The following is a 19,632-nucleotide window of genomic DNA, read 5'->3' on the forward strand; positions in this document are numbered from 1 at the left end:
TCTTTAAGTATGGACTAGACAATATAGCACAATGGTTGTTAAACCCTTATTGTCAGATAAATACAAATCCTATAAAATTTTTGTCATGTACTTAGACTTTTGTCACCTTTTTAGTCTTTAATTGTTGAATTGTAGGGTTTTATGGAAACGAGAAAAGTAACACTCAATAGTCACCTTTGTAACTTTATTGATTACCTTTTGAAACTTTTGTCACTAGTGTCACCTTAGCAATAAAAATGTCAGAGACCTTAATTATATAAAAAATGCCTACGAAAAAATAGCAAAAAGAAATATTCTTATTAATAAAAGCATATTTTTGTATATATAATTTATAAAACAGAATTAACATGAAACAATTACTCATTGCCGTTTGCTTATTTGCATCCGCTTTATTTGCTTATGCTCAACAAGAAACCATAGAATTACCGGCACCTACAAAAACCGGTGGAAAGCCTTTGTTGGAGGCACTAAACGAAAGACAGTCTTTGAAAGATTTTACAGGAAAGGAATTTGATAATCAAACATTATCCAATTTACTTTGGGCTACATACGGATTTAACCGTCCTGATAAAAGAACAGTTCCTTCGTCACAAAACCGTCAGGAGATTGATGTGTATGTAATGTTTAAGGATGGGGTGTATTTTTATGATGCTAAAGAAAACAAATTGAAATTGCATGTTAAAGGCGATTTTAGAGATGGTCTTGGTTCACAGGCTTATGTGAATGATGCTGCTATAAATTTAGTATTTGTGGCCAATTTAGATAAAGCATCTAATAGAGAAGCTGCATTTATTGATACAGGTTACATCTCTCAGAATGTATATCTATTTTGCGCTTCAGAGGGTAATCTGGGAACAGTTGCCAGAGGTTCATTTAGCAGAACAAAACTTCCTCCGGCTTTAAAGTTGACTGATAAACAAGAAGTTACTCTGGTACAAGCTGTTGGCTATGTTAAGTGATTGATATATAAATGTATATAATAAAGAAAGGGTTGCAAATTTGCAACCCTTTCTTTATTATATCGTAAATTACTTATTTACAAATGTTTATACTTTCAATTGTCCTACCAGATCTTTAATATCTGCGATATTGTATTGATCCATATAGTTTTTTATGCCTTCTAAAACTTTAATTGATATAGTTGGGTCAATAAAGTTATATGTACCAATTTGGATGGCAGATGATCCGGCAAGTATAAATTCGATAGCGTCCTGCCACGATGATATACCTCCCATGCCTATCACGGGGATTTTTACGGCATTATATGTCTGCCAAACCATCCGTAGTGCTATTGGCTTCACACAAGGTCCTGATAAGCCCCCTGTGACTGTCGACAAGATTGGTTTTTGCTTATTAATATCAATAGCCATGCCTAGGAGAGTATTAATCAGAGAAACAGCGTCGGCTCCTTCTGATTCTGCTGCACGGGCTATCTCGGTAATATCTGTTACATTTGGTGATAACTTAACTATCAGTGTTTTATCATATACCTTTCTAACAGCCCTTACTACATCTGCTGCCGAACAAGCAGATGTTCCGAATGCCATACCACCTTCTTTTACATTGGGGCACGAGATATTTAATTCTATTCCGGGAACTTTATCTAAATGGTTAAGCCTTGAAGCACATTCTGCATAGTCTTCTATTGTTGAACCTGATACATTTACAATGATATGAGTATCAAAGTCTTTAATTTCAGGATATATATCTGATACAAAGTAATCAACACCTTTATTTTGTAGTCCTACAGCATTAAGCATTCCCGCAGGAGTTTCTGCCATGCGAGGATAATCATTGCCTTGACGATCGTGCAAAGTAGTTCCTTTTACACAAATTCCGCCCAGTTGAGATAGATCGATAAAATCTACATATTCTTTGCCATAGCCAAAAGTTCCCGAAGCAGTCATCACGGGATTTTTTAAACTGAGGTTACCTATATTTATTTTTAATTTATCCATTTCAGTTCTTTAATATTAAATACCGGTCCTTCTGTACACACACATATATTACCTCGTTTTGTATTTTCTATACAGCAGAGGCATACACCAAAGCCACAAGCCATTGTATTCTCTAATGAAACCTCACAATTTATTTGCTTTTTATGAGCATAGTTTGCTACAGCCATCATCATGGGTTTAGGGCCACAAGTAAATATGTGGGAAAAATTCTTTTCCTCTAAAACCGAATGATTGGTTACATATCCTTGCTCTCCATGGCTGCCATCCTCGGTAGTAGTATATACTTCTCCATATTTTGCGAATTCATCTAGTTGAAGAAGATCCGCAGAAGAGCGTGCTCCTAATAAAAAGTTAGGCTTGAAGCCTTTCTCTTTTAATTCAGCACCCAGATATAACATAGGGGCAGTACCTACGCCGCCACCAATAAGTAAAACTTCACTATCGGTATGTTCAGGAGTGGTAAATGAATTACCTAATGGCAGTAAAAGATTTACAATATCTCCTTTTTTATATTCAGCCATACGTCTGGTACCATCTCCAATTTTTTGGATTAATAGCCAAAGTTCGTTTTTAGATTTATCTATATAATTTACAGATATAGGCCGTCTAAGGAAAGTGGTAGGAGAATCAGCTACATGAACCTCGACAAATTGTCCCGGATACATATCGGGGAGTATAGTGCCATCAGTAGTTGATAGTTTTAAGAGGATGTAATTTTGATTTAGCTGATCATTGTCGACGATAATCAAATCAAGCATTTTTTTCATTTGCACAAATTTTCTAAGGTCATAGACCTTTTTATTGCTTTGGTTAGTATAATAAGCTTATATAGATAGTTTATCATACAAAGTTAATCAAAACTTATGCTTTTTCAGAATAAACGGTTTAAGAAAATTGTCACTGACCGGGAGTAAAAGCCTCAAAAGTATTATCCGTATAATAAATTATTATTTGTTTAACTTTCTTAGATGGCGCTTCTTTGTATATAACTCTTTCTTTTATAGTTTCTTGTGCCTCTGATTGATGTAGATCAACTATATTCTCTTTACGATATTTATTATCTTCTGTCTCTTTGGTCGAATATATTGGATTGTCATTCTCTTGAGATAGTTGAGAAAATAAATCTGGAAAGCTGCTTTGATTTTTTGTGTCTGTACTATGATTGCTTATTTCGCTTTTATACATAGTACCTGTACCCGTCAATAACCATTGAGAGTCTATGTCTGGCATTTGAGTCAGGATGCGTGTTATCACATCTAAACTAGGGTTGTTCCTTCCGTTTAGAATATGAGAAATAACAGCTCTGCCTATTTGCAAACTATCGGCAAATCTGGCAGGAGTCATATTTTCAGAGTCCATTATCTTTTTTATGCGCTCTTTCATACCTCATTTTTATCTATAAAATGTAAACATATGTGACAATACAAATGTATAACAAATATTTCACAAATCTAAATAGTTATAATGTATATTTGTATACGTTTACGGTATTCAATTGTATATCAGTAATCATATATAATTGTATACATAATTAAATTGTGATAAAGTGTATATTTATATTATACATATAAAATATTAGTTATTATATTAATAAGTTATATAAAATATATGTAATTTTCTGTATCCCGTCATTAATGCATGAATGGCTGGCTTTTATTAAATCTTTAGTTTATAATATATAAGTTAAACTACTTATATATAGTTACATATATTAATAATATTTATATTTATTAGTCATTTACATAAGTAAAATATACAGATGTTTAACAGATGTATCTTGTAAATTTATGAATCATATTTATATATAAAACAAATATAATATACAAATGTGTTGATATATTATTTGTATACAGATGTTATTTTAATTCTAAAACATACATATGTATACTGATATATTATATTGTGAAAAAAAATAGTATCTACATTAGATGCAAATACTATTTATATATTGAAAATAAAGAGAAGATTATTATTGTAGTGATTTAATATATTCTATTAGTTTTTTGTAAATAGGATTTTGAACTAATATATATTCATTGCCAATAAGGAAAAGTTGCTGTCTGGCACGGGTGATTGCAACATTTAGCTTTCTATCAACTGTTTCATCATTATTCAAATTACAGAAAAAATCTAATTGATATGGTTTATTAATACAGAATGATAAAATTATAATTTCGCGTTGACTACCTTGAAAGCGCTCAACAGTATCTATCATTATATTCTGAAGCTCCGGAATTCCGGTTTCGTGTAATTTGTGCTTAATCAAGGCAATCTGATTTCTATAAGGTGTTATAATACCTAAGGTTTTAAGTGGATCAAAATACTGATTATTTGCCTTGTAGGTTTTGAGTATAGTCTTTGATAATTCAGCTACGATTTCAGCTTCTTTATAATTAACCTTATCACTAACGGTATTAGAATTATCATTGTAATTAATGAATTCTAAACGTTTTTTACTAACTATTTTTTCATAAATATTCTGATAATCAGTTATTTCTAAAGATAGTTGTTCTTTTTGCCATTCATTAGCAGGCAAAAGTATATTATCATAAAATAGCTTATTAGGGAACTCCGCTAATGTCTGGTGCATTCGTCCTTGATAAACTAGAGTATCATAAGCTTGCTCCCATTTATTCGATTGACAGACTCTATATAGACGTTCAAATAGTGATTCTCCGCAATCATATAACTTTATTATGTTTAATAATTCATTATTAGATCTTGCTTTGTCTTTGCTCTGTAATGTGATAGTTGATAATTGCTTGTGATCTCCTATCATAATAAATTTGTCAACCTTAGGAAGAATACCTATTATCTGTGGTTCAAGTATTTGAGATGCTTCATCTATTATTGATAAATTAAATTTCTTAATATCAAATATCTCAGGCTTACCAACAATAGATGCTAATGTACCTATAAAGATTCGATGCTTAGCTAATGTTTCTCGAAGTTCTTCCCTACTTTTTGCCTTGTCAGCTATATTTTGTAACAATCTGTGTCTATAATGATGGTCACAAGATAATTCTGTGCCTATCCGGATATATGCGTCACATTCCTTGTTATTACAGCTAAATGCTTGATTTATAGATTCACATAATTCATCTACAGCTCTATTTGTGTATGCAATTATGAGAATATTATCTTGTGTATTGTTGTAATAATGCTCAATTAGTCGACGAGCAAATATGGATGTTTTACCTGTTCCGGGAGGTCCTACAATTAAGAAATAATCTTTAGATTTGATTGCTTTATTGATTATTACATCCTGCTTATGCTCTTTAGTATATTGTTTATCTGATGTTTGACTGTATAATGATTGAGGTTCTTTGAGGCCTAATAATGTTTCTCGTTTATCCGCAGGAGAAGATAAAAATGTATATAAACTTTTGTACATATTGGTATAAGCATGATCTAATTTGTCATGCTCAATAGCCCAGGAAGAGTATTTTTCGAAGAATATTTTATTTTTTTGTTTATATCGAAATCTCAGAACGATATGTGTAGGGGAAATTTCGGCTATTGTCCCTTTTAATATTTGGTTGGTAAGTACAGAATCTGTTATTTCTTCGTGTGGGTATAGTATACAGATTTCACCTTCTCTGAAATTTATAAAATCTGAAGAGGTGTTTCTTTCAAAGAGAATCTTCATATCCCGCTCGGTATCATCAATCTCTTTGATTTTGAGATCTGATATTAAATCGAAAGATTCTAATCTATCACTAAATTCTGTATTCCAAAGACTAGCAGTAGATCGGCTAGATTCGAAATAGTCATCTCCTACTTTTTGAATATATAATTCTCTAGCCAGAAATATTATATATCTAAAGAAATATTGTTTTTCAATTTCAGTAATATTTGAAATCGTTTTGTGAAAATCAGCTATTCGATTAATGAAAAAATTAGGAGTCCTCCCGTAGTTCTCCAAATTGCATATATCAGAAAATAATTTTTCTACAGTTTGTGAATTACCCAAATATAAATCGTGTTCAGTAGTAACAATTAGATTCCTTATATTAATAATATCTTTCTCTAAAGTCTTATAGACAGCTGCCAGTCGGAGATTTTCTCCGCTATTTTCGGCTGCTGAATACAGTATGGCAGAGGTAATTTTCTTTTCATCGTATCCGAAAACACTTTGAATTATTAGTCGATAGATTGCTGTTTGCACTTCATGGTTTATCGCTATTTTACCGCTATCCTCTTTGGGATAAGGCAAACCTCCTGACTTTAATTCTATTATTTTACTATTATTGTTTTCATCAGGAGATAGTTGAAGTAGGTCTAATCGTCCTTGAAATCCAAATTTTTCACTAAAAAAAGAAGGCTCTAAAGTACATTGATGAGTATCTATATTGTTTAAAGGAAAGTCATGGGTTATTACCCGCTGTATATTAGCAAATTGAGTTCGGGCTTTTACCATAAAAGCTCTAAAATCTGTGGTTTGTTTTATATCATTACAACTTGTAAATTCGAAAGGTTTGTCTTTGAAAGCTTTAAGGAATACATCATTGAATTCGAGTAGTTCAGGTGTGTCGGAAAAAATAAGTTCATCCAGAAAAAAGTTTGCTAAATTTCCAAGAAGTATATGTTGAGAATTAGCTGTTTGTTCAAACTTGCGACGGAAATAATGTAAATGGGATCTTCCGTAATTCTGAAAACATTCTGCCAATGCGGATGCATCAATCAGATAATCGGGCTCTAAAACTATAAACTTAGGAATGTAGTTTTCGTTTTTGTCAATCTTACATTCCAATAAATTGAGCTGTGCTCCTATCCACAACCGTTCAATGGTTTGATTGAAAGCATCATTTATATTTTTGACGTTGTATTTTATACAAATCGTAGAATGTGAAATGGAATCACTCACACCTGTAATTACCTCATTATCCCTATCTATTTCAATTACTTGTATTCGGATGTAATCCAGATTTGGAGTTTTTTCATTTTTGTTTAATAGTTGGGGATTTTCATCTCTATATGTATTTTGACTAGCATAAATTATTGATATAAAATTATTTATACTCTCATAAGAGCTATTGTATTGAATTTGTGAAATAATATTTTGTTCGTTTCGTAGTAGAAATGAGCTTTTTACGCGTATGTTTTGTAATTCCCACTCAAGAGATTGTGGTAGTTTGTATATCTGAGAAATATAAACCAGGCGTGCAAATAAAGAAGGAAACTGCAAAGCCTCTTTAGTGGTGATCTCTTTGCAGCTTCTTTCTAATATTCGTTTTATCTGGATGTATTTTTCTCTAAGAGAAATTTCTGAATTGTTATTCTTTTCAATTTCAGTTATAATCTCTTGATATTTTTTTTCTTTATTCTCCTCTAACAAGTGCATCTAAATTTATATATGTTCTCCTTGGCTTATTATTCAATTAACCTTTTGCAGAAACTTTTTCTATTGTAGTTCTTTAATAATTTAAAGGAAGCAAATATAACGAAAAGAGATGACGTGAGCATATTGTATTAAATATGATTAGTATCATCCTTATTTATTTGCTTTCAAGCTTGATTGTTACTTATTGGTTACATATCTTTGTAACCAATAAGTAACACATGGAAATTTATGATGGAAAATATTAATAATGAAAAAGATAGAGAATCTACAGAGAAAAGATTATTAGAGGCTGTAGGGGATATAATAATAAAGCATGGTTTTGATAAGGTTGGTGTAAATGCAATTGCTTCAAAAGCAGGTGTTTCAAAGGTTTTGATATATCGATATTTTGGTTCGATAGATAATATAATTGTGGAATATCTCTCTCAGAATGACTTTTGGGTGAGTTTCTCTGTAGATTTTCCTAAAGATGAAAGTCTCAAAGAGTTTATAAAAAAGATGTTTCGGGATCAAATTATTCAATTGAGAAGTAGTAAATTAGAGCAAGAGCTATATCGATGGGAATTGACAAGCCATAATGGTGTCATTGAAAAATTGAGGCTTAAACGGGAAGCTAAGGGAATCACTCTTATTACTATAATTAGTCAACTGGCAAAACATCCTCAGGAAGAAGTTGCTGCAATAGCTACGTTATTGAGTGCGGCGATTAGTTATTTGGTTCTGCTTAGTGATAATTGTTCTATGTATAATGGTATAGATTTACAGAGCGATAAGGGCTGGAATCAGTTAGCATCAGGTATCGATTTGTTGGTTGATAAATGGTATGATTAATAAGAAATACAGAATATTATCTTTGAAATAAAAGGTGGAATACCCTACTCTACTTTTGCTTATTAAATAATTCGGTGTTTAATTTTAACAAACAACTACATTGTTAATTTGTAGTTGTTTATGGTTTGTCTGATAATTTTTATAGTCTATATAATCGTTTTTTTTAGTTTTCTAAATCAGAATTACTTAGTTTTGCGATGAATTAATTTTATTAATAATAATCAAAATTATGAATCAGAAACAATTTGGTAAGCCACGAGCTTTTCGCTTTAAGCGATTTTCTCATAAGGCTTACAGCGCATTTAACAGTATGCGTAAAGTCGTAAACATTGGTGTTGTAGCAGGGTGTGTGCTAACTTTTGCCCATGCAACAGAAACATCAGCTCAATCGAGTCTTAACTCTCGTGAGTCGGAAAAGATTACAGAGAAGGAACTCGATGAAGTCACCGTTACTGCTTCTCGAATAGAGCTTTCTGTTAATCAGGCAGCAAAGCAAGTAACGGTAATAACTCGTAAAGAGATTGAGCAGGCTCCTATCCAGAGTATTCAGGATTTATTAAACTATGTATCAGGCATAGATGTGCAACAGCGCGGAGGGCATGGAGTCCAAGCCGACGTTTCGATCCGAGGAGGATCTTTCGATCAAACAGCAATTCTACTAAATGGAGTGAACCTCTCCAATCCACAAACAGGTCATTACAGTTTCGATATCCCTATCAACTTATCCGACATTGAACGTATTGAAATCGTCTACGGGCCATCATCTCTCATTTATGGTGCAAGTGCTTTTTCGGGTGGTATCAATATCATAACAAGAAAAGATCCTGGTCACAAAGCGTATGCTAGAGTTGAAGCAGGATCTCATAATTTATTGAACACCGAAGCCAGAGGTGTTCTTAAGAATGATATTGTGACTACACAATTATCAGCCGGATATATGACTTCTTCAGGTTATATAAATAATAGTGATTATGATATATTTAATTTGCTCTCTCAGACGAGATTGAATATTGAAAAATCGAAGATCGATGTGCAATTAGGCTTTAATGATAAAAAATATGGCGCTAATACGTTTTATTCAGCCGCCTACCCTAATCAGTATGAAGAAATCAATTCTTATCTGGCTTCCGTAAAAGGTGAAATGGGTGGTAAATTAAAGTTTATACCTCAGGTATATTGGAACAGACACAACGACTGTTTTCAGTTGATAAAAGGCGATGAATCTAAAGTTCCTTATAACTATCACAAGACCGATGTATATGGTTCTAATCTTAATCTGCAATATACATCGCAATTGGGCATAACCAGTTTTGGTGCAGAATTTAGAAATGAAGGTATTATGAGTACGGTGTTAGGTAAAAAGATGGATGAACCTAGCGGGAAATTTACGCACTCAGATAATAGAACTAATATAAGCTATGCTTTGGAGCATAATTTACTTTTAGATAGGTTTACTCTTTCTGTTGGTATATTGGCTAATTACAATACTTATTTAAAGAAGGATTACATGTTTTATCCTGCAATAAATAGTAGTTTTAGGATATCAGATAATTTCAAAGTGTATGCTTCATGGAATAAAGCTACTCGGATGCCTACATTCACCGATTTGTACTATACTACTGTTACTCATATTGGTAATAGTGATTTAAAGCCAGAAGATTCGGAATCGATAGATCTGGGTTTTAAATACAATACACCTTTTGTAAAAGCACATATTACGAGCTATCTAATGAAAGGTAAGAATATGATAGACTGGATAAAAGAGAATCCTGACGATAAATGGGAATCTCGGAATATAACACAAATAGATAAAAAGGGATTAGATATGGGAGCTACTTTCTTTTTTAAAGAGTTATTTCCATCTATCGATCCATCCACTACATTACAATTGGGATATTCTCGTTTACACCAAGATAAAAGTTCGGGAGAATTAATCTCCAATTTTACTCTTAATTATTTGAGAGACAAGTTTACAGCTCAGGTAAATCATCCAATTTATCAAGGGATTAGTGCAAACTGGAATTTTCGTTGGCAAAAGCGTATGGGTACATATCTCAAATATGAGAACCTAAAACCTACAAGGCAAGAACCCTACCCTTCTTTCGCTACTTTAGATCTACAGATCAACTGGAAATTAAAAGATTTTGTAGCTACTGCAACTGCTAATAATATATTTGATCGAAAATACTTTGATCTGGGAAATATTCCACAAGCCGGTTTTTGGCTGATGGCGGGAATTTCTTATACTTTAAAGTAAGGTCTCGGACCTTTTTATTATGTAAAATAGGACATTAAGTCTGATTTTTTGACTTTCTAACTTTTTAAAGATACTTTTGTATAAAAAATACATTAAAGATGGAGCCTGTTTTTCAGTATAAGATGAAAGTTCGCGATTATGAGTTGGATGCTCAAGGTATTGTTAACAATGCAAATTATCAACATTATTATGAAGTAACACGACACGAGTTTCTTGAATCTTGTGGAGTAAGCTTCATGGAAGTTCATAATCAGGGAATAGACCCTATTGTTTCGAGTATAACTATTAAATATAGAAACTCACTTGTTGGTTCTGATGAATTTATTTGTACTATCAATCTTGAAAAGAAAGGGATCAGATATTATTTTAATCAGCAAATAATACGAGTTTCGGATAATGTTTTATGCTCAGAGGCTCGAGTAGAGGTTGTTTGTTTAGTGAATGGGAAGATAGGTAGACCAGATCTTTTCGATAAAATATTAGAAAAATATCTATAATATGAAAGAGAGGCAAATTCTAAAATTTGTCTCTCTTTTTTCTTTATATAAAGAAGGTTATCTTTGCAGTTTAAATAGTACAGGAAGTGTATAGTATACAGAAACATTTCGTCCATTTTGCATTCCTGCAACCCATTTGGGCATCATTTTTACAACTCGCATAGCTTCTTTGTCACAAGCCGGATCAAGGGTTCTTACTATTTCAACGTCTGATACTCTCCCATCTTTACCTATCACGAATCGTATAATTACACGCCCTTCAATTCCATTTTCTACAGAAATAGTAGGGTATTTAAGATTACTACCAATAAATCTCATAAGCTCTGCATCACCACCTGGAAACTGAGGCATTTGCTCTACACTCAAAAATGGTTTATCTTGTTTTACAGGTCCTTCAATAATTGCTGTATGCTCTTTTACATCTGCGATGTCTACTGCTCCGGGGGCATTGCTGCCTTCAATAGTTGCTTTAGATATTGGAGCTGGACTGTCTAAAAGTGTTCCTATAGCTTTCATTTCTTTCTCAGGGTCAACAACAGATACTATTGCCGGAGGTGTAAATGCAATTGTCGATTTTAGAATTGGTTTGGGTGGGGCTATTTCTTGAAGAATTAGCTTTTCTTCGGGTATTTGCTCCTCTACCTTTGCTATTGTAGACAGTATAAATTCATCATCTATACCTTTTACAATAGAGCTGTTGGCTTTAACTGCTTCCAAAAATGATGGTAATGCAGCTACTGCTCCAACAAAAAGCACCATAACACCGAAAGCCAAAATGTGCCTTTTTGAAGAGCCTTGACGTAAGGTATACGCTCCATAGGATTTGTTTTTGCCGGCGAAAACTATATCACACCAGTCAGAAGAATTCAGTTGGATATTGCGTGCCATAACTTTAGGTTTTAGAGTGTTTGTAATTAGTGTCTCTTTTCCTAATAGATAGAACTGGTATGAGTTATTCCATAAATATCTTAATAAATATTTTAGTGTATTTAATTGATTTGTTATTATCTATCTTGTTATTAGTTGGTTATGTTTAATTTTTATTTTGGAAATAGATATGGTTTATGTTAACATTGAGAAAAACAATTAAAAAAACATGTTTTATAGCATTAAATATTTGGAGGATGAAAATATATCATATATCTTTGTCGTATAGAGTTAAGGAATTAGTGTAAAGCTAGGTAAGAAGATTGAAAATTGGTTATTATTGGACTCATCCAATAAATTAGGTTTAAGGTTTAAGTGTTTAGGTTATTAGTAATATTTTAAAATCTCGTCAATCATTAGGATTGAGAGATTTTTGTTTAGATTAGTTTTGTGGTTTGGTAAGAGGAAGTTAAGCTATCCTCTTTTTTTTGTGTCTATACGAAAATAGTAAATTTTATTATTCTATATCAATCAGACCAGCAGGTAGGTCTACATATAATATTTTCTTTTCGGAATCTATATCTGTAATGAAGTCGTCAGATGCAGGGATAATAATGTCATCCCCATTTCCTTTCTTTTTCAGTAAAAATAAGGTGTTTATAGTAGACTCGTCTACATCGGAAATAGTACCGATTTCGCCAAGTTCTTTATCAATAACAATGAAGTCTATGAAGTAATTGAGGGTGAATTCTACCTCCTCATTTTCATCAAAATATTTACGTGGGAAATATACACTCAATCCGTTGAAATGTTTTGCTTCAATTTCAGAATTTATGTCTTCAAAAAGAATCAATGCTGTATCGCTACCTTTAAATCTGCGTGATTTAACGAAAAAAGGTACTAAAATATTGTCAACAGAGCAGATTAAATAAGGACAATCAACTCTATCGAATATATCATTATCAAAGGCGAAAGTAATTTCGCCTTTGATACCATGAGGTTTAATAAATTTCCCTATTTTGAGAACTTCGTCTTCACGAATCATATATTATTTCTTCTTTTGCTGTGGGCTGTTATTACGCTGTTGCTTCCTTTGATTAAGATCTTTCATGTCTGCTAACTTCATATCAGAGTTACGTTTATCTATTTTTCTATCAGATAAATCATACAAATCTTGAAATAATTTAGCATCATCTACTTCTTTGTTCCATTGGATATATGTTTTCTTCATATGGTTAAGAACTAACCATACCAATTGCTCTTTTTCTTTTCCTTCCGGATATTCTGCAGCTAGTGCTATCAGTTTTTCGAGCGTCTTACCATAGTGTTTAAAAAACATGGTAGGGCGGCTATACTCAACTTTTCCGGGTTTAGAGAATAAGTCTTCTTTCTTTATGATTTCATAAGGATAATCGATGTCAAGTTCGAAGTTAGACATGATAGCCAGATGATCCCAAAGTATATGTTTGAAGTCGTTCACATCACGTAGATGTGGAAACATGTTCCCCATAATATTGATAATCGTATTAGCGCATCTTTTGCGTTCCGCACGATCATCGATAGTCAGACAAAAATCGACCATGTTTTGGATATTTCTTCCATATTCAGGAAGAGCAAGCTTTTTTAATTGCGTGTTATAATCCATGTATAAAATAATCTATATAAGTGAGAATAAGAAAAGTATAAACGAAAGTTCTTCTAAAGAAGTAGTTCTTAAGTCTTGCAAAGATAATAAAAAAAGTATCCCACCGATAAGATGGGATACTTTTTTATAGGTTTTTGTCTTAAAACGTTATATCGAATTATAGATTTTCGGCTTCTTCCTCCGAACCTGTTTTGCTGGCCAGATCTATAATTTTACGACCCGGAGTAAATATTTCTTTATATTGCTCGGGATTGTTCAATAATTCAATAGCTTGCTTCACATCTTTATCTGTTTTTAAAGACTCAATACGTTCTCCTCTTTGGAAATAATTGCGTTTGGCAATCTCCATATTCAGAAGCTTTTTTATATCATCTTTAAAGTTATCTAAATCTCTATCAAGATTGGGAACAAGTTTTGCTTCTAAAGCTTTGTATTCTTCATCAGCTGTTTTTGAATAGCCTTCAAAGTCCATCACATCTTTCAAGGTCTTTAATCTTTTTTCGCTAAGTCCGTCGTATTTAAAATCTTTTTTAGATTTCACAAAAGTCTTGAAGCTTTCGTAATCTTCGTCAGTAATACTAAATTTATCCAAAGGACCAATTTTAGGATTTTTGATAACCCAGTCGGTAACCCAGTCATTTACGATGTATTGGTTTAGAAGATAATATGTAATACTAGGTATTTTTATCTCTTCCAGTTTAATATCAGGTGTTACTCCCCCACCATCTCGAACTTCACGTCCGATGGATGTTTTGAACACTGTTGTTAAACTATCAGGTATACGACCTACACTTCCGTCTTCATTGTGGTGTTTATAATCTATTGCCTGAATACAACGACCACTTGGTATATAGTATTTAGAGGTAGTTACTTTAAGACTTCCTCCATAAGGCAAATCTCTTGGAGCTTGTACCAAACCTTTACCATAGGTGCGTTGTCCCATAATTACAGCCCTATCCAGATCTTGCAACGCTCCTGATACGATCTCAGAAGCTGAAGCCGAACCTTTATCTACTAAAACAACCAAAGGAATATCGGCATCAATAGGATCTAGTGTTGTACGGTGGATTCTATCCCATTGTTTCATTTTTCCTTTAGTACTCAGAACAACATGTCCTTTTGGTACAAAGAAGTTTACTAATTGTATAGCTTCTTCCATAATACCTCCACCATTTCCTCTAAGGTCTAGGATCAAAGAAGTCATACCTTGTTTCTTTAGATCCAGAAAGGCATTTTTTATTTCTTGAGCACACTTGTCTGTAAATCCGGTGAGAACGATATATCCAACATTGTCTTGAAGTAATCCATAATATGGAACAGAAGAAATCTGTACATTTTGACGTACAATTTTCATCTCAATAGGTTTCTTTACTCCCGGACGTTCCACTTTAACAGTAATTTCAGTACCGGCTTGTCCTTTAAGTCTGCTGGTCACTTTATTCGAAAGGGTTTTGCCATAAGGTTCTCCTGCAACTTTTTCGGCAGAAGTCATGTCTTCTCCATTAATAGAGAGTATAATGTCACCTGCTTTTAGTCCACTTTTAGCGGCAGGCATATTTTCGTATGGTTCTACTATGTAAACAATATCACGTCCGTCTAAATTTCGAGATGAAATTATAGCTCCTACTCCTGCATATTCTCCGGTAGTCAATATTGTAAACTCACTAACTTCTTCTTCAGTCATATAGTTAGTGTATGGATCTAAACCGGCCAACATATTCACAATACCCGATTCTATAGTTTTTTCTACATCCAATGTATCTACATAAAACATATCAAGTTCTTTGATAACCGAATTAAAAACTTCGATATTTTTATTGATCTCAAAATACCGTTTTTCGGCATTGCCTTTGTCTTGAGCATACATTGACGATCCACTTAGGAGAAATGTTGCAAAAACAAGAAATCCAACTCCTTTTTTCATCTACTTTTATATGTGTTAATCTATTATTTAATAGTGATTTATATTCAATTTTTGTTTAAGCCTGTAAGGCTGTGATTTTAACAAACCCGGGCAAAGTAACAACTTTTTTTACAAACGAGGATTTATTTTTTGTTATTATGTATTTAAAAACAAAATAGTGAGCATAAAAGTTTTTAATTTCTTATTATTACTTGCTTATTCGAGCACTCTTTTATTCCTTTGCTAAAGATATAAAACTAAAAGACAATGTTGGAAAAAATACAAGTTAACGATGTGCAAGATATTGTAATACGCTTTTCGGGAGACTCGGGAGACGGAATGCAATTATCGGGTACTTTATTTTCGAATTTATCTGCTATTTTGGGAAACCAGATATCTACATTTCCCGATTTTCCGGCAGAAATACGAGCTCCTCAAGGTACATTAAGTGGGGTTTCTGGCTTTCAGATGCATATTGGGACTCAAGTCTACAACTCAGGTGATAAAGCTGATGTATTGGTAGCTATGAACCCTGCTGCATTGAAAGTAAATGCAAACCAATTAAAAACAAATTCAATAATACTTGTTGATACAGATTCTTTTCAGAAAAGAGATTTAGAAAAGGCTTTGTTTAAAACAGAAGACCCTTTTCTTGAATTAGGGCTTACTACCCAACAAATAGTTGCTATTCCTATTACAACATTAACAAAAGATAGCTTAGCTGCTTTTGAACTGGATATGAAGAGTAAGATCAGATGCAAAAATATGTTTGCTCTGGGTGTCGTTTGTTGGTTATTCAACAGACCGATTGATATTGTAAATGAGATGCTTTCTACCAAATTTTCGAAGAAACCTGTTTTGGCTGATGCTAATTTACAGGTTTTAGCGAATGGATATAATTATGGACATAATACTAGCCTGTCTGTTTCTTCATATAGAGTAGATACCCTGCAAATGGATAAAGGTTACTATATGGATGTGAACGGTAATTCGGCGACAGCTTTCGGTTTGATCGCTGCTGCTGAAAAAGCTAATCTTCAATTATTTCTAGGATCGTATCCTATAACTCCTGCAACAGATATTTTGCATGAGTTAGTAAAGAGAAAAGACTTAGGCGTAAAGGTTGTACAGGCAGAAGATGAAATTGCCGGAATATGTATAGCTATTGGAGCAAGTTTTGCCGGTAGCTTAGCTGTTACTTCAACATCCGGACCGGGACTTGCCCTGAAAGGAGAAGCTATTGGTTTAGCGGTTATGGCAGAATTACCCTTAGTAATAGTAGATGTACAACGTGGCGGACCTTCAACTGGATTACCTACCAAAACAGAGCAAACAGATTTGCGTCAGGCATTATACGGACGTAATGGAGAAAGCCCTATTGTAGTTATTGCAGGATCAAGTCCTACTAATTGTTTTGATACAGCATATTGGGCTTCAAAGATAGCCTTAGAGCACATTACTCCTGTTATTTTATTGACTGATAGTTATATTGCAAATGGTTCTTCTTCATGGAAAATACCTAATATGGAAGAATATCCTTCCATCAAGCCAAACGATATCAGCTTATATACTGGAGACGAATGGACAGTGGCTGCCCGAAACGAAGACAATTATGCACGTTATTGGGCTCCGGCAGGTACAGAGGGATATACTCATCGTATAGGTGGTTTGGAGAGGGATTACTTTACAGGAGCGATCTCTACAGACCCTGATAATCATCAAAAGATGGTTGATACCCGACAAGCTAAAATAGATAGAATTGCAGATTTCATTCCTGAGTTAGAAGTATTAGGAGATACTGATTCTAAGACTTTAGTTGTTGGTTGGGGTGGTACTTATGGCCATTTAAGAGAAGCTGTTGAAGAAATGAGCAAAGGAGAAAATAAAGTTGCTTTGGCTCACTTTAATTTTATAAGTCCTTTACCTAGAAATACCGAAAGCGTATTAAGGAAATATGATAAGATAATTGTAGCAGAGCAAAACAATGGTCAATTTGCCGGATATTTATCCGAGAAATTCAATAATCTGCCTATGATTAAATACAACAAAGTAAATGGTCAGCCTTTTGTTGTTTCTGATTTAATTGACTTTTTCACACAAGAAATAAAGTAACAGTTAGATTCTGATATAACCATTAAAAGTAATAACTATCAATAGTTGTTATACTTGGATAAGTAATAAATAGGTCTTAGACCTTAAAAAATAAATAAAACATATGGATACAATAACTAATCCTATTGTTCATGACACCAGAAGTTATAAAAGTGATCAGTACGTTCGTTGGTGTCCCGGATGCGGCGATCATGCCGTATTAACATGTCTGCATAAGGCAATGGTGATATTGCAAATAGAACCGCATAATCTGGCTGCTATTTCGGGTATTGGGTGTTCTTCCCGTTTACCTTATTATATGAATACATATGGCTTTCATACTATTCATGGACGTGGAGCTGCCGTCGCAACAGGTGTAAAGGTTGCCAAACCCGAATTGTCGGTGTGGCTTACGACCGGTGATGGCGATAGTTTGGCAATCGGAGGTAACCACTTTATACATACAATCAGACGGAATGTGGATATTAATATCTTACTTCTAAATAATAAAATATATGGTTTAACTAAAGGGCAATACTCTCCTACTTCCGATAGAGGGTTCGTTTCAAAGTCATCGCCTTATGGCACCGTGGAAGATCCTTTTCATCCGATAGAACTTGCTTTGGGAGCAAGAGGAACTTTTTTTGCACGTTGTATTGATATTGATTTGAAAAATACTACAGATGCATTTGTGCAGGCAGAGCAACATAAAGGAACCTCGGTTGTAGAAGTACTTCAGAATTGTGTTATATTTAATGATAATATACACAAAGAAATTGTAGATAAAGCCTATAGAGATGACCGCACCATTTTATTAAAGCAGGGCGAAAAGATGATTTTCGGAGCTAATATGGACAAAGGGCTGGTGCGGGATGGCTTTAATCTGAAAGTGGTTACTATCGGACAAGATGGCTACACCATCGAGGATGTATTAGTACATGATGCCACAACACAAGATAATATATTGCATTTGAAATTAGGACTAATGGCTCCTGAAAACGGATTTCCTGTAGCTATTGGTGTCATTCGCAATGTCGAAGGGCTGTGTTACGATCAGGAAGTAAAGAAAATGATCGATGATGTTCAGGTTAAAACAAAGGTACGCACACTAAATGATTTTCTGATGAGTGGCGAAGTTTGGGAAGTTAAATAGAACCCACATAAGTACTATAATATATAAAAGAAACAGCCCGTTTGCAAATAGTAAACGGGCTGTTTCTTTTTATGTCAAGTTTTTATCAATAATTTCTGAATTTTTTGTTTTGTCTTATGGAATTTGTTAAATATTTCTATCTATTAGGCAAAGAGGGAATGAATATGTAGTAATAACCATTTAAATTATATGATTATGGCACGTAACATTCAACTAAATTCTTCAGACTGGTGCGATATAGTATTCACCGGTAAAAACAAAACCTATGGGGCGTATGCTTTACGCCAAAGTTCTTCAAAAAGGCATCTTCTGGCTTTTTTTATTGTTGTCATTTTTGTGGGAATCGTTGCAGGGCTTCCTTCATTATTGAATGCGGTTAATCCTCCAAAGGTAGTTGATGCCGGTTTAGTCGGTCCTTATATTATAGGTGAATATGAAGATACCGAAGAGCAGGAACAGCCTATCGTAGAACCATCGACTACCCCACCCCCTCCTCCTATTATTGATTCACAACGATTTACTCCTCCAGCAATAACAGCTGATGATATGGTAGATGAGTCTAGAGAATTATTGTCTCAGCAGGAATTAAATGAGAGTAGCTCGTTAATAACTACAGTAACAGTAGAAACAGGTAATTCAGTAGGTATTGATCCTGGAGAGCTACAGAGAGAGCAACGTCTAATAACCAATCAACCGCCACAGGAACCTAATCAAATTCACGATATTGTGGAAGTAATGCCTCAATTTCCGGGTGGAATGAGTGAGTTGATGAGATATTTAGGTGCAAATATAAAATATCCTACAATTGCTGCTGAAAATGATATTGAAGGGCGTGTGGTTCTTAAATTTGTAGTTGGTAAAGATGGTACCATATCTAATATACAAGTTATACGACCTCTTGATCCCTCTTGTGATAAAGAAGCAGTAAGAGTTGTAAAAATGATGTCTAAATGGATTCCCGGTATGCAAAATGGACATCCTGTGGCTGTGTACTTTACTTTACCTGTATTATTTAAATTGCAGAGATAAGGTTGCATATTCTTAATACTTGTAAATTAAATGCTTATATAAAATACAAAAAAGACC

15 protein-coding genes are annotated in these 19,632 nt (G+C 33.6%); 7 read left to right on the forward strand and 8 right to left on the reverse strand.

Going from position 1 to position 19,632, the window contains the following annotated elements:
• The first annotated feature begins 347 nt into the window (after positions 1 to 347).
• Positions 348 to 959: a SagB/ThcOx family dehydrogenase gene (locus CLV62_RS09160; protein WP_110310485.1), complete on the forward strand. Its 612-nt coding sequence runs from the start codon at positions 348 to 350 to the stop codon at positions 957 to 959.
• A gap of 87 nt (positions 960 to 1,046) precedes the next feature.
• Here the strand turns inward: CLV62_RS09160 and CLV62_RS09165 are convergent, their stop codons facing one another.
• The 4 genes from CLV62_RS09165 to CLV62_RS09180 all read right to left on the reverse strand — a co-directional run bounded on the left by CLV62_RS09165 (position 1,047) and on the right by CLV62_RS09180 (position 7,302).
• The gene (locus CLV62_RS09165; RefSeq protein WP_110310486.1) at positions 1,047 to 1,958 is read right to left on the reverse strand and encodes a dihydroorotate dehydrogenase; all 912 of its coding nucleotides are present in this window, start codon (positions 1,956 to 1,958) and stop codon (positions 1,047 to 1,049) included.
• Positions 1,946 to 2,725 carry a dihydroorotate dehydrogenase electron transfer subunit gene (locus CLV62_RS09170; protein ID WP_110310487.1) on the reverse strand — a complete coding sequence of 260 codons (780 nt, stop codon included), beginning with the start codon at positions 2,723 to 2,725 and terminating at the stop codon, positions 1,946 to 1,948. The genes CLV62_RS09165 and CLV62_RS09170 overlap by 13 nt, the downstream gene beginning before the upstream one ends.
• Positions 2,726 to 2,855: 130 nt before the next feature.
• Positions 2,856 to 3,341 (reverse strand): helix-turn-helix domain-containing protein, encoded by a 486-nt coding sequence (locus CLV62_RS09175; RefSeq protein ID WP_110310488.1) that lies wholly within the window; start codon positions 3,339 to 3,341, stop codon positions 2,856 to 2,858.
• 586 nt (positions 3,342 to 3,927) lie between these two features.
• Complete coding sequence (locus CLV62_RS09180; RefSeq protein WP_110310489.1) at positions 3,928 to 7,302, reverse strand: AAA domain-containing protein; 3,375 nt, start codon at positions 7,300 to 7,302, stop codon at positions 3,928 to 3,930.
• Positions 7,303 to 7,530: 228 nt separating this feature from the next.
• On the opposite strand from CLV62_RS09180, the gene CLV62_RS09185 reads away from it, so the two are divergent.
• From CLV62_RS09185 to CLV62_RS09195, 3 genes are all read left to right on the forward strand, one after another.
• Positions 7,531 to 8,133: a TetR/AcrR family transcriptional regulator gene (locus CLV62_RS09185; RefSeq protein ID WP_245904064.1), complete on the forward strand. Its 603-nt coding sequence runs from the start codon at positions 7,531 to 7,533 to the stop codon at positions 8,131 to 8,133.
• A 229-nt stretch (positions 8,134 to 8,362) separates the two neighbouring features.
• Complete coding sequence (locus tag CLV62_RS09190) at positions 8,363 to 10,390, forward strand: TonB-dependent receptor plug domain-containing protein (RefSeq protein WP_110310490.1); 2,028 nt, start codon at positions 8,363 to 8,365, stop codon at positions 10,388 to 10,390.
• Positions 10,391 to 10,488: 98 nt separating this feature from the next.
• Positions 10,489 to 10,887: an acyl-CoA thioesterase gene (locus CLV62_RS09195; protein WP_110310491.1), complete on the forward strand. Its 399-nt coding sequence runs from the start codon at positions 10,489 to 10,491 to the stop codon at positions 10,885 to 10,887.
• 57 nt (positions 10,888 to 10,944) lie between these two features.
• Here CLV62_RS09195 and CLV62_RS09200 read toward each other — a convergent pair whose 3' ends face one another.
• The 4 genes from CLV62_RS09200 to CLV62_RS09215 all read right to left on the reverse strand — a co-directional run bounded on the left by CLV62_RS09200 (position 10,945) and on the right by CLV62_RS09215 (position 15,323).
• Complete coding sequence (locus CLV62_RS09200; protein WP_110310492.1) at positions 10,945 to 11,775, reverse strand: energy transducer TonB; 831 nt, start codon at positions 11,773 to 11,775, stop codon at positions 10,945 to 10,947.
• Between the two features lie 496 nt (positions 11,776 to 12,271).
• Complete coding sequence (rimM, locus tag CLV62_RS09205; protein ID WP_110310493.1) at positions 12,272 to 12,799, reverse strand: ribosome maturation factor RimM; 528 nt, start codon at positions 12,797 to 12,799, stop codon at positions 12,272 to 12,274.
• 3 nt (positions 12,800 to 12,802) lie between these two features.
• Positions 12,803 to 13,399 (reverse strand): DUF4290 domain-containing protein, encoded by a 597-nt coding sequence (locus tag CLV62_RS09210; protein WP_110310494.1) that lies wholly within the window; start codon positions 13,397 to 13,399, stop codon positions 12,803 to 12,805.
• 157 nt (positions 13,400 to 13,556) lie between these two features.
• Positions 13,557 to 15,323 (reverse strand): S41 family peptidase, encoded by a 1,767-nt coding sequence (locus tag CLV62_RS09215; protein WP_110310495.1) that lies wholly within the window; start codon positions 15,321 to 15,323, stop codon positions 13,557 to 13,559.
• Between the two features lie 246 nt (positions 15,324 to 15,569).
• On the opposite strand from CLV62_RS09215, the gene CLV62_RS09220 reads away from it, so the two are divergent.
• The 3 genes from CLV62_RS09220 to CLV62_RS09230 all read left to right on the forward strand — a co-directional run bounded on the left by CLV62_RS09220 (position 15,570) and on the right by CLV62_RS09230 (position 19,575).
• On the forward strand, positions 15,570 to 17,414 hold the full coding sequence (locus CLV62_RS09220; protein ID WP_110310496.1) for a 2-oxoacid:acceptor oxidoreductase subunit alpha: 1,845 nt from the start codon (positions 15,570 to 15,572) through the stop codon (positions 17,412 to 17,414).
• Between the two features lie 103 nt (positions 17,415 to 17,517).
• A complete protein-coding gene (locus CLV62_RS09225) occupies positions 17,518 to 18,546 on the forward strand; it encodes a 2-oxoacid:ferredoxin oxidoreductase subunit beta (RefSeq protein WP_110310497.1) in 1,029 nt (342 codons plus the stop codon).
• Between the two features lie 195 nt (positions 18,547 to 18,741).
• Positions 18,742 to 19,575, forward strand: coding sequence for an energy transducer TonB (locus tag CLV62_RS09230; RefSeq protein ID WP_170120042.1), 834 nt, complete (start codon positions 18,742 to 18,744; stop codon positions 19,573 to 19,575).
• Positions 19,576 to 19,632 lie beyond the last annotated feature (57 nt).

Source organism: Indolivaga alginatilytica, from assembly GCF_003201355.1.
Taxonomy (GTDB): Bacteria; Bacteroidota; Bacteroidia; order Bacteroidales; family Dysgonomonadaceae; genus Dysgonomonas_A; species Dysgonomonas_A alginatilytica.